General features: G+C 71.2%; 10 protein-coding genes. 7 read left to right on the plus strand and 3 right to left on the minus strand.

Features of this window, described 5'->3' with window-relative positions; all coding sequences use genetic code 11:
* The first annotated feature begins 19 nt into the window (after positions 1–19).
* The 7 genes from E5671_RS30055 to E5671_RS30085 all read left to right on the plus strand — a co-directional run bounded on the left by E5671_RS30055 (position 20) and on the right by E5671_RS30085 (position 8,374).
* Complete coding sequence (locus E5671_RS30055) at positions 20–1,288, plus strand: alpha/beta hydrolase fold domain-containing protein (protein WP_160507020.1); 1,269 nt, start codon at positions 20–22, stop codon at positions 1,286–1,288.
* A 174-nt stretch (positions 1,289–1,462) separates the two neighbouring features.
* Complete coding sequence (locus E5671_RS30060) at positions 1,463–2,215, plus strand: GntR family transcriptional regulator (protein WP_160507021.1); 753 nt, start codon at positions 1,463–1,465, stop codon at positions 2,213–2,215.
* 195 nt (positions 2,216–2,410) lie between these two features.
* Complete coding sequence (locus E5671_RS30065) at positions 2,411–4,105, plus strand: purine-cytosine permease family protein (protein WP_160507022.1); 1,695 nt, start codon at positions 2,411–2,413, stop codon at positions 4,103–4,105.
* Positions 4,106–4,319: 214 nt separating this feature from the next.
* On the plus strand, positions 4,320–4,505 hold the full coding sequence (locus tag E5671_RS30070) for an SPOR domain-containing protein (RefSeq protein WP_160507023.1): 186 nt from the start codon (positions 4,320–4,322) through the stop codon (positions 4,503–4,505).
* An 18-nt stretch (positions 4,506–4,523) separates the two neighbouring features.
* The gene (locus E5671_RS30075; protein WP_160507024.1) at positions 4,524–4,916 is read left to right on the plus strand and encodes a (deoxy)nucleoside triphosphate pyrophosphohydrolase; all 393 of its coding nucleotides are present in this window, start codon (positions 4,524–4,526) and stop codon (positions 4,914–4,916) included.
* A gap of 220 nt (positions 4,917–5,136) precedes the next feature.
* Entirely contained in the window at positions 5,137–5,553 is a 417-nt protein-coding gene (locus E5671_RS30080) for an ATP-binding protein (protein WP_160507025.1), read from the plus strand.
* A gap of 166 nt (positions 5,554–5,719) precedes the next feature.
* Entirely contained in the window at positions 5,720–8,374 is a 2,655-nt protein-coding gene (locus tag E5671_RS30085) for a SpoIIE family protein phosphatase (RefSeq protein WP_160507026.1), read from the plus strand.
* 22 nt (positions 8,375–8,396) lie between these two features.
* On the opposite strand, the gene E5671_RS30090 is transcribed toward E5671_RS30085, so the two are convergent.
* The 3 genes from E5671_RS30090 to E5671_RS30100 form a co-directional block, all read right to left on the minus strand.
* A complete protein-coding gene (locus tag E5671_RS30090; RefSeq protein ID WP_160507027.1) occupies positions 8,397–9,110 on the minus strand; it encodes a PspA/IM30 family protein in 714 nt (237 codons plus the stop codon).
* 62 nt (positions 9,111–9,172) lie between these two features.
* A complete protein-coding gene (locus E5671_RS30095) occupies positions 9,173–11,272 on the minus strand; it encodes a TPM domain-containing protein (protein WP_443032717.1) in 2,100 nt (699 codons plus the stop codon).
* Positions 11,273–11,362: 90 nt separating this feature from the next.
* Positions 11,363–12,037 carry a phosphotransferase gene (locus tag E5671_RS30100; protein WP_160507028.1) on the minus strand — a complete coding sequence of 225 codons (675 nt, stop codon included), beginning with the start codon at positions 12,035–12,037 and terminating at the stop codon, positions 11,363–11,365.
* Between the last annotated feature and the right edge of the window lie 18 nt (positions 12,038–12,055).

A 12,055-nucleotide genomic window follows, 5' to 3' on the forward strand; every position in this document is an offset into this window, starting at 1 on the left:
TCTGTGATAGTTCTTCGGCGTGACGACTGTCGTGACGCCAACCGTCGCAGGCCAGCGCACTCCGGGGCCCGCGGCGCCGTCGGACTCTCCCCGAAGGGGCAGCCGCAACGGCAGGAACGGGCCCAGGGTTTCGTGCGTCGCGCACTTCTCCCGAGGGCTCCTCGTCGCCGTCGCCCTCCTGAACGCCGCCCTTGTCGTGCTCGTCGCCGCCCCGCTGCCCCGCATCCCCCTCCTGGTGCTCGTCGCGGCAGCGGTCACCTCCTGGGGGCTCGTGCTCGTGCCGCCCGCGGTCATCGGCCTCGTCGCCGGAGCGGTCGCGGGTCGGCGCCACCCCTGGTGCGCCGGGTCGGCCGTGCTGACCGCCTTCGTCGCGCTGGTGTACGGCGTCATGCCGTACGCCGCCGCGTACCGCACCGCCCAGGGGCAGGGTCAACCCCTCGCTCCCTCCGCCTACTTCGAGGGCGTCAACTACGCCAAGGCCCCCGACGGCGACCGCACCCGCCGCTACGCCCGCATCGGCGAGCGGCGCGAGAAGCTGGACCTGTGGACCCTGCCGAAGCGGGACGGGGTGCGGCACCCGGCCGTGGTCTGGGTGCACGGGGGAGGCTGGAACAAGGGGCACCGGGGTCAGAGTCCCGCGTGGAACCGCTGGTTCAACGCGCGGGGCTGGTCGGTCTTCGACATCGACTACCGGCTCGCGCCCCGCGTGACCCAGCTCGACCAGATCGGCGACGTGAAGTGCGCCGTGGGCTGGCTGCGGCGGCACGCGCGCGTGTTCGGCATCGATCCCGACCGCCTTGTGCTCGCGGGGAGTTCGGCGGGCGGCAACCTCGCGCTCGCGGCCGCCTATACGGAGGGTGATGACCGCGTTCCCGCGTCCTGTGCGGTGCGTGACAGCTCGGTCGCCGGGGTGATCTCGCTCTACGGGCCGACCGACATGGGGCGTCTCATCGCGGGGACCGCGCTGCGCGGCGACCCCATGATCCCGCGTCTGATGGGCGGTTCGGCGAAGGCCGTCCCGGCCCGCTACCTGCTCGGTTCGCCCGCGAGGCTCGTACGGACGGACGTGCCGCCCACGCTCCTGCTGCACGGCAGCGCGGACCGGGCGGTGCCGGTGGCGCAGGCGCGCGAGCTGGCGCGGCGGCTCGACGCGGCCGGGGCGCCCTCGACGTATGTCGAACTGCCCTGGGCCGACCACTGCTTCGACGTGAACTGGGGTGGCTGGGGCAGTCAGATCGCGAGAGCGGCGATCTCCCGTTTCCTCGCCATCCGGGGTGAGAGCGCTTGATCGACGTCCCCGGGAGCGCCGTGGGAAGGTGATCGCCATAGCCGCGGAAAGCCCCTGCGTAAAGACCTGCACGCCCCAAAATCATCACTTCGGGTGATTCCTTGGCCTTGGGTTGCGGCCAACAACCCACGGTTGCCAGGCTGTTGCTGTCTGTCAACCTGATGGGAGTGGCCAGTGACTTTCGGTGAGCAGCCGGCGTATCTGCGTGTCGCGGGTGATCTCCGCAAGAAGATCGTCGACGGTTCGCTGCCGCCGCATACCCGGCTCCCCTCGCAGGCCAGGATCCGCGAGGAGTACGGGGTGTCGGACACGGTCGCCCTGGAGGCCCGCAAGGTCCTGATGGCCGAAGGCCTGGTCGAAGGACGTTCCGGATCCGGCACGTACGTGCGCGAGCGACCCGTGCCCCGCCGCGTGGCACGAACCGGCTATCGGGGATCCGGCGGATCGACGCCCTTCCGTCAGGAGCAGGCGGAGGACGGCGCGCGCGGCACCTGGGAGTCGCGCAGCGAGCAGGTGGAGGCCGGCAGCGCGATCGCCGAGCGTCTCGGCATCCGAGCGGGCGACCGCGTCATGTGCACCAAGTACGTCTACCGCGATGCGGGCGAGGTGATGATGCTCTCCACCTCCTGGGAGCCCCTCGCCGTCACCGGACGCACTCCCGTGATGCTCCCCGAGGAAGGGCCGCTGGGCGGCTGCGGAGTGGTCGAGCGCATGGCGGCCATCGACGTCATCGTGGACAACGTCGCGGAGGAGGTCGGCGCGCGCCCGGGGCTTGCGGAGGAGCTCATGGCGCTCGGCGGTGTCCCCGGCCATGTGGTGATCGTCGTGCAGCGGACGTACTTCGCGTCGGGCAAGCCGGTCGAGACGGCCGACGTCGTGGTGCCCGCTGACCGGTATCGGATCGCATACCACCTGCCGGTGAAGTGACCGAGCGCTCCGGCGTACGCCCGGAATCCGGAGGGGCCCGTCCGCCCGCCGAGATCGCGAGTTAACGCGCGGCCGGCTTCCGTAACGCCGGAGCAATCAGGCCCCGCGAGAACTTGTCATGTACGGCTCCTAACTTGATCGCCCGTACCCGCAATCCGGTCGGACGACAGGAACCCACATGACGGTTGAACTCACATGACGGATACGGCCACCCGCGACACCAGCGCCGCCGCAGGACCACCACCCAAGCGCAGTTACGCGAAGATGGCGGCCGACGAGAGCCGCGAGGACTACTCCCTGCGGTACGCGCCGCACTCCTTCCGGCGCTGGTCGCCGACCATGGTGGCGTCGACCGCGCTCGGCGGCATCGCCTATCTCGCGGACTTCGCGATCGGCGCGTCCATCGTCTTCACCTACGGCTTCACCAGCGGACTCGCCTCGATCCTGTGCGCCGCGACGATCATCTTCGTCACCGGCATCCCGATCGCGCGGGCCTGCGCCAAGTACGGCCTGGACATGGACCTGGTGACCCGGGGCGCGGGCTTCGGCTACTTCGGCTCGACGCTGACGTCGCTGATCTACGCCTCGTTCACGTTCATCTTCTTCGCGCTCGAAGGCTCGATCATGGCTCAGGCCATGCACCAGGCCGTCGGACTCCCGGTGGAGATCGGCTACTTGATCACGACGCTCATCGTGATCCCGATCGTCTTCCGCGGCATGGGCGCGCTGGCCAAGGTGCAGGCCTGGACGCAGCCGATCTGGCTCGTCGGCATGGTGCTGCCCTTCGTGGTGCTCGCCTTCGAGGCGCCCGACACCTGGGGCGCCTTCGGCTCGTTCGGGGGCACCGAGGGCGCGGGCAGCGGCTTCTCCTGGGTGGCCTTCGGGCTCGGCACGGGCGTCGCGCTCTCGCTCATCGCCCAGATCGGCGAACAGGCGGACTATCTGCGCTTCATGCCGGCCAAGACCGAGCAGAACAAGCGGCGTTGGAATCTGGCCGTTCTCGCGGCGGGCCCCGGCTGGGTCATCATCGGCGCGGCCAAGCAGCTGGGAGGCGCGCTCCTGGCGTTCGCCGCCCTCGAAGCCGTCGGCAAGACGCACGCCCTTGAGCCGATCGCCCCGCAGATCGAGGCCCTGAAACCGTGGCTCGGCTCCTTCGCGCTGCCCGCGGCGGCCCTCTTCGTGATCGTCTCCCAGATCAAGATCAACGTGACCAACGCCTACAGCGGTTCGCTGTCCTGGTCGAACTTCTTCTCCCGCGTCACGCACAGGCACCCGGGCCGGGTCTGGTACATCTTCCTCAACCTCGCCATCGCGCTGACGCTGATGGAGATGAACATGTTCGCGGCCCTCAACAAGCTGCTCGGCTTCTACTCGAACGTCGGCATCGCGTGGATCGTGGCGGTCGCCGCCGACCTCGTCATCAACAAGAGGATGGGCTGGAGCCCCCCGTACATCGAGTTCAAAAGGGCCTACCTGTACGCGGTGAACCCGGCGGGCTTCGGCTCGATGGTGATCGCGTCGGTGGTCTCGATCCTGGCCTTCTTCGGCCTCTTCGGCCAGTACGCGGAAGCCTTCTCGACGTTCATCGCGGCCGGACTCGCCGTCGTCCTGTGCCCGTTGATCGCCTGGGCGACGAAGGGCAAGTACTACCTGGCGCGCCCGAACCCGGTGAACGGTCCGCACGTCGAGGTCCCCGACGTGACGGCCACGCACGCGTGCGGCGTCTGCGAGACGGCGTACGAACTCCCGGACATCGCGGACTGCCCGGTCCAGGCGGGCCCGATCTGTTCCCTGTGCTGCTCGTTGGACGCGGAGTGCGGAGACGTCTGCCGTACGTCGCCGTCGAGTGCGCCGGTGCTCATGCCGATGCCGACGGTGCGCACCGACTGAGCGGGACCGACACGGCTCGCACCGGCCGAACCGGTGTCACCAGGGGGCGCATCCGACAAGGTGCGCCCCCTCGGCGTTGGCCAATTGCGTATCTCTTTGTGCAAAGTCGTATCCGCTGAGTAAAGGTCGGGCGTAGGCTCGGGCATATGCGGATTGCGGTTTCCTTACTGATCGAGGCGTGGCGCGCGCCGGGGGCGGCGAGCGGAGGGGCGCGATGAATGACGGAACGGCCGTACTTCCCTGGCTCGTGATACGTCAGGATGACAACGGCAACCGCTACAGGGTGGGCAGGTACGCGACGAAGGCCGAGGCCGAGAAGATCGCGGAGAGCCTCGACGACCACGGCCGCCAGCAGCTGTACAGCGTGGAGAAGCTGAGCCAGAACGGCAGCGCGCACTGACCGCATAGGCTCCGCCGCATGACGGAACGGATCGTGGTGGGCGCCGCCCTGTACGACGACGGGCGCCTGCTGGCCGCGCGGCGCACTGCGCCCCCTGAGCTCGCGGGCCGCTGGGAACTGCCCGGCGGGAAGGTCGAGCCCGGCGAGCACCCCGAGGAAGCCCTGGTGCGAGAGCTGCGCGAAGAGCTGGGCGTCGCCGCCGAGCCGGTCGCGAGGGTGCCGGGACAGTGGCCGCTCAAGCCGGGGTACGTCCTGTGGGTGTGGACGGCGAAGCTCCTGTCGGGAGCCCCCGAGCCCCTGGAGGACCACGACGAACTGCGCTGGCTCGCGCCGGACGAGGTCTGGTCGGTGGACTGGCTGGACGCGGATGTCCCGGCGGTGGCGGCGGTGACGGCGGTCGAGCGCCGCTAGGGCGGATCGGGCGCATCTAGGGCGGATCGGGCGCCGCCGGTCGCGATCGGGCGCCGCTGGCCGGGGGGAGCGCGCGAGGGCTTGTCTCCCCGCACTTGAGCCCCACCTACGCCGTTCGTGCCACAGTGCGCCCAAGTAAGCGGTAGTTCCGCCGGGATATCGGGTATGTGCCCATTAACCCCATGAAACCGGACAAGGGTCCGCTGTTGCTGGTCTGGAAGTGATCGGCGTGATCGACACCGAAGGCGACTGCGCCGAGTGGGATTTTCCCGCGGACCCCGGCGCCGTGCGCATGGCCCGCGCCGTCGTGCGCAAACAGCTCGGCGCCTGGGGCCTCGCCGCCCTCGGTGACATCACCGTCCTCCTCGTGAGCGAACTGGTGACCAACTCCCTGCGGCACGCCTCGGGCCCCATCGGGGTACGGCTCGTACGTCCGGCCGGGCCGCTGGGGACCCTCCTCGTAGAGGTCTCCGATCCGCTTCCCGACCCGCCCCGGGAGCGCGACGCCACACCTGATGACGAGGGGGGCAGGGGTATCCAGTTGGTGGCCCGCGCGTCGCGGCGCTGGGGGACGCGACAGGGCAGCACGGGGAAGACGGGGAAGACGGTGTGGTTCGAGCTGGTGCTGCCGGGTTAGAAGACTGGCAGCGTAGGACGGACACAAGACGGTCACGGGCCAAAAAGAGTTGAGTCCGTGCTGTGATCGTGAACGCCGTGTGGCGTGGCTCCGTAGTGCTGGATACTGCGGGCAGCCGCATCCGGTGACCGGTGCCGGACGTGGTGAGCTGGAGGGGACGGTTCGCGTGAGCGAGATACCAGCGAAGGCGACGGAGCAGGACGGGCCGTCGGGTGACGCTAGGGGCGAAGCTGCGGATGACGTGATGTGGCAGAGCAGTCCACCCGGTTCGATCTACGACTACATCAAGGTGGCCTCGTTCTCGATCGGCCCCGACGGTCTCATCGACCAGTGGAGCCTGCGGGCCGAGCGGCTGTTCGGAGTGGCCGCCGACGACGCCGTGGGCAGGGACCCGATCGAGGCCTTCGTCCCTGCCGAGCTGCGCAGCAGCGGGCACCGCAAGATGGCGGAGATCCTGGACGGCAGGGAGTGGACCGGATCCGTCCCCTTCCGGGCGCCCGGAAGGCCCGACGGACCGGGCGGACCGGGCGGGCCTGGCGGACCCGGCGGACCCGGCACGGAGTCCTTCAGAGGCTCCGAAGGGATCGCCGAGGTCTACGTGATGCCCACCGAGACCGAGGAGGGCGAGCGGGCCGCCGTCTGCATCGTCGTCGACGTACGGGCGCTGCGGCAGATCGAGACCGACCTCGCCGCTTCGCAGGCCATTTTCGGCCAATCTCCCTTCGGCTTCCTGCTGTTCGGCACGGACCTGAAGGTGCAGCGTGCCAACCGCCGCTTCGCCGCCGTCTTCGGAGGCGGCGTCGAGGACCACCGTGGCCGCACCGTCCACGACTACCTCCCGCGTCACGAGGCCGACCGCATGGCCGCCGCCCTCAAGCGCGTCCTGGAGACCGGCGACTCCGTCACGGACATGCAGATCGTCGGCCCCGCCCCCGGCAGCAACGAACGCCGCCACTGGTCGATCAACCTCTACCGCGTGCACAGCGGTTCGGGCCGCCCCATAGGTGTCGCGGGCCTCGGCACCGACGTCACCCGGCGGCACGCCGCCGCCCGCGAGGCCGCCCACGCCCGCCGCAACCTCGCCCTGCTCAACGAAGCGGGCGCCCGGATCGGCAACTCCCTCGACCTGGAGACGACCGCGCGCGAGCTGCTCGACGTCACCGTCCCCGGCTTCTGCGACCTCGCCTCCGTAGACCTCTACCAAGGGCTGCTCGACGGCGACGAGACACCTCCGGGCCTCGCCGACGGAAGCGCCGAACTGCGCCGCGTCGCCTTCGCGAGCGCCGTCTCCGACGCGCCCTTCCCGGACGGCGGCCACCCCGTCGACGTGGGCGCCGTGCACCGCTTCGCCTTCACCTCGCCCTGCGCCGACGCCCTGCGCACGGCACGGCCACGGCTCGTCTCCGCGGCCGACGACGGCTCAGCGAGCAGGCTCACCGGCGGGCTCATCCAGTCGACGCTCGTCGTGCCGATGGTCGCCCACGACACCGTCGTCGGCCTCGCCCAGTTCTCCCGCACGAAGGGGAGCGAGCCCTTCGGGGAGCGCGATCGCGCCCTCGCCGTCGAGCTCGCCGCGCGCGCCGCCGTCTGCATCGACAACGCCCGCCTCTACCGCCGCGAGCACGAACGCGCGCTGATACTGCAGCGCTCCCTGCTGCCGCCCGGCGACCCCGAGGCGTCCGGCCTCGACATCGCCTGCCGCTACCTCCCGGGCAACGCGGCCACCGAGGTCGGCGGCGACTGGTTCGACGTCATCGAACTGCCGGGCCACCGCACCGCCCTGGTCGTCGGCGACGTCATGGGCCGCGGCCTGCGCGCCGCCGTCGCCATGGGGGAACTGCGCACCGCCGTACGCACCTTGGCGCTCCTGGACCTGGAGCCCGCGGAGGTACTCTCCGCGCTCGACGAGATCGCCCGCGGCCTCGGCGACCCCTCAGGCACCCAGCAGGCCACGAGAGCGGCCCGCCAGACGCGTTCCGCGAACGGGACAGACCTCTCGGAGGTCTACCTCGCCACGTGCGTCTACGCGGTCTACGACGCCGTCACGCGCCGCGTCACCTTCTCCAACGCCGGCCACCTGCCACCCGTACTCGTCGAGCCCGGCGAATCGCCGCTCATGCTCGACGTGCCGCCAGGCATGCCGCTGGGAGTCGGCGGTGAGCCCTTCGAGGAGGTCGAGGTCGAGCTGCCCGAGGGCGCCCTCCTCGCGCTCTACACGGACGGGCTCGTCGAATCCCGCCACCATCCCCTCGACGAGGGCCTGAACGCCTTCGTACGCGCCCTCGACGACCCCGCACCCGCCCTCGAGGACGTCTGCGACCACGTCCTGAACACCCTCGACACCCACCACGGAGAGGACGACATCGCGCTGCTCATGGCGCGCATCCAGGGCCTGCCCGCCGAGGCCGTCGGCGACTGGACGCTGCCGCGCGACCCGAAGTCGGTGGGCCGGGCCCGCGAACTGGCCTGCGAGCAGCTGCGCACCTGGGACCTGGAACCCCTCTGCGACACGACCGAACTGCTGGTCAGCGAGCTGGTCACCAACGCGCTGCGGTACGGCGAGGGCGACATCCGGCTGCGGCTCCTGCTCGACCGCACCCTGGTGTGCGAGGTGTGGGACGCGGGCCTCGTCCAGCCGCGCCGCCGCCGGGCGCGCGACACGGACGAGGGCGGCCGCGGGCTGCAGCTGGTCGGCCTGCTGAGCGCGGCGTGGGGCTCGCGCAGGACGCCGCGCGGCAAGACGGTGTGGTTCGAGATGCCGTTGCCGGACAGCGGCGCGCAGCCGATGGACGCGGCGGAGGCGCTGCTCAGTCTGTTCTGAGTGCCTTCACGTGGTCACGTGGTCACGTGGTCGCTTTGAGGGCGGCGAGGCGGGCTTCGACCTCCGCCGTGTCGCCCAGGCTGTCCAACTGCTCGAACTGCGCGTCCAAGGAGGACGCGGCGAGCTCCTGCTTGCCCAGCGCCCTGGCCTCCTCGCGGCGCACCTTGTCCTCGAAGCGGCTCAACTCGCTGGCCGGGTCGAGGACATCGATGCTCTGGGCGGCGTCCATCATCTGGTTCTGTGCCTGCGCGGTCTTGGCACGGGCGACCAGCTGATCGCGCTTCGACTGGAGCTGGGTCAGCTTGATCTTCATCTGGTCGAGGCCGGACTTCAGCTTGTCGACGACCTCGGTCTGCGAGGCGATCGTCGGTTCGGCGTCCTTGGTCTCGCGCTCGGACTGGAGCTGCCGCTGCAGCGCGACCTTGGCCAGGCTGTCGAACTTGTCGGCCTCCACGGCACTCCCGTCGGAGCGCAGCTCGTCCGCCTTCTTGCTGGCGGCGACCGCCTTGGTGCCCCATTCGGCGGCCGCGTCCTGGTCCTCCTTGTGGTCCAGTTCCAGCATCCGCAGATTGCCGATGGTGGTCGCGACCGCCTCCTCGGCCTCCCGGATGTTGTTGGTGTAGTCGCGGATCAGCTGGTCGAGCATCTTCTGCGGGTCCTCGGCCTGATCGAGGAGGGAGTTGATGTTGGCCTTGGCGAGCTGGGCCACGCGTCCGAGGATCGTCTGCTTCGTCATGTGGGCTCCTTCTATCCGGGTCGGTAGGAGTGCGAGGTCCGTACGAGGGGGCTGTACCGGGATCAGAACCTCCCGCCCCCGCCCATCCGCCCCCGGGTCCCGCCGCCGCCGAAACTGCCGGGACCGCCGCCGCCGAAGCCGCCGCCTCCGAAGCCCCCTCCGCCCATCCCGCGGCCCCCGCCTCCGAAGAGCTCGCCGAGGATGATGCCGCCGAGGACCGCGCCGCCCATGCCGCCGCCGCGTCCGCCGCCGCCTCCGTAGGGGTTGCCGTAGCCGCGTACGTCGCGTTCTGCGAGCTGATGGGCCTGCCGGGCCTGGGCGTCGGCCTGCTGGGCCTCGGCGAGCGCCGCGGAGGCATCGGTGTCCTTGGCGGCCTCCGCGCCCGAGAGGTGCCGCTGGGCCTCCGCGAGACGGGTCCTCGCCTCGCTGCCCACCCCGCCCCGGTGCGTGTCGATGAAGTCCGCCGCCGTTCCCACGGCGCTGCGCGCGGTGAGCAGGGCCTGGCCGAGGAGGGTGGCTGCGCGCTGCCTGGTGACCTCGCGTTCGCGGGCGCCCGCCAGGGACTCGTCGAGGACCGTGTCGGCCTCCTCGACCCTGCGCAGGGCGTCGATCGGGTCGTGCGGGCCCGCCGCCATCTTCTTGCGGACCTCGGTGACCACCGTCTCCGCGCGGGCGATACGGCCGTGCAGGTCGGCCGTGGAGGCTCCTGCCGCGGTGCCTTCGAGGAGGCCGCGCGCCTCGGCGAGGTCGGTCTCCGTCTCGGTGAGCGCGGCGGGGAGCTTCTCCGCGGCCTGCGCGAGCTCGTCGGCGAGGCGGTCGACGGCGTCCACGAAGGTGGCCGCCTGGTCGACGGCGCCTTCGGCGGCCCGCAGATGGACGGCGGCCTTGCCGTTGTCACCGGCGTCGATGGCCTGGCGGGCCTCGTTCAGATGCGTCGTGGCGAAGAGGAGGCGGTCCTTGGCCTGCTCCACATGGCCCAGTACGGGCGCCGACGCGGACGGCGCGTACTGGTCGCGGATCTTGCCGAGGATGGTCTCCGCCGCGGTGGTACGGCCCGTGACCTCCCGGAACACCTGCTCGGCGTGGTCCAGGGCTCCCGTGACGTCGCGTTCGAGGGCGCGCAACTGGTCGAAGCCCGCGGCCTCCGCGTCGAGGCGGCGGCCCGCATCGGTGCAGCGCGCGACGATCTCCTCCAGCATGGTGCGCTTGGTCGCGTCGTCCTCCGGATAGGCGTCGTCCAGCTGCTGGCGCAGCTTGAAGGCCGTGGTCAGCTCGGAGCGTGCGTACGCGAGCGCGTCCGTGAAGGGCCGCACCGCGTCGTCGCCGAACTGGGCGGTGGCGAAACCGAGTTCCTCCGCGCTGGTGCGGATCGCGTCGTCGGTCTCCACCAGGAGCTGCTTGCTCCGCTTGTCGAGCTCGGGGAGCGGGGTCGGCCTCTCGCCCGGCGCCCCCTTGCCCCAGCCGCCGCCTCCGGGCGTCGTACGCGTGTTGGTGCGCCTCTTGCGGCGGCTGTACGCGACCGCCGCGAGGGCGCCCGCGCCGCCGACCACCACGATGGGCAGAACGAGGTCGCCGGTGGCCGTCTCGCCCCCGCTGCCGCTGCCACCGCCGCCCGGGTCGGCGGCCCCAGGGGTGATCGCCGGGGTGGGGACGGGCCGGCCGGAGAGGACCGCGCTGTAGCCGTTCGCGGCGCCGATGGCCGCGCCGGCCCAGTCGTTCTGCCGCAGCGCGGGCTTGATCGCGGTGGTCGCCACGTCCTGGAGCTGTGCCTCGGTGAGCCGGGAATCGACGTCTACGGAGTAGGCGTACTGGCGGTCGTGCGTGGCGACGGCGAGCAGCACGTCGTCCAGGCCGAGCCCGTTGCGCTCGGCGGTGGTGTCCGCCCAGTCCTGTGAGCCGCGCCCGGAGAAGTCACGCACGTAGACGACGAAGAGCTGGAGGCCGCGGTCGTCGTAGAGCTGGTCGAGCGCCCGTGCGGTGGCGTCCTTACGGTCGCCGAGGGCGCCCACCTTGTCGGTGATCTGGCCCTCGCGGGAGAGAGTGACCGGGTCATCGGCCGGGGCGGCGAGTGCCGCGGGGGCGGACAGGAGCAGCAGGCACCATGCGAGCAGGGCACCGGCCACGGCTATCGCCCGCACGGCTATGTGCGAGGGCAGCGTCACATTTGGGAGCGTATGACCGTCTTGGGGGGCGCGCGACCGGGGGATCGGGCCGCGTCTCCGGTGCCGCCTCCCGCCCGGTGCTGCCCGGCTCTACTCCAGCACCAGTTCCACCGCTGCGTCCAGCCACCGCACCTCGTCCGCCCCCAGCGTCGGATTCGCCCCGCGGCGGGCGCGGGCCTCCGCGAGGTGGCTGTTGGCCGTGGCTCTGACGTCGACCGCCGCGTCCGTCAGGAGCGTGGCCAGAGCGGTCCGTGACCCCGCCGCCTCAGGTCTGCCGCTCACCGCGACCTCCGCGAGGATCAGCGCCGACATCGCCCAGTCGAGGCCGGGCGGGCCCTCCTCCGCGGTGGCCCAGTCGATCACCACGGGGCCCTCCGGCGTGAGGATCACGTTCTCCGGGTGGAGATCGAGGTGCAGGACGCGGTCCGTGGGCGAGGTGGACAAGCGGGCCGGGAGGGCGTGCAGCGTGTGCAGCAACCGGGCGAGGATCACCGCCGCCTCCTCCGGCGTGATCGCGCCCCGCATCGCGGCCTCCGCCATGGTCGGGCCCGTCAGCCGCCCCATGACCAGGTCCGTACGGGGTGCGCCGGGCTCGGCCGGGCGGATGGGCGGCACGGGATACCCGTGCTCCGACAGATACGTCATGACGGCGGCCTCCTCCGTCGCGTCGGTCCCGTCCCGATACCGGCGCAGCACCCATGTGTCGTCCAGCGCGAAGACATCCGAAGTGCGTCCCGAGCCGAGCAGCCGATCAGTCATCCCCATCCCGGGAGCGTAAGCCGC

Source organism: Streptomyces sp. BA2, assembly GCF_009769735.1.
GTDB lineage: Bacteria > Actinomycetota > Actinomycetes > Streptomycetales > Streptomycetaceae > Streptomyces.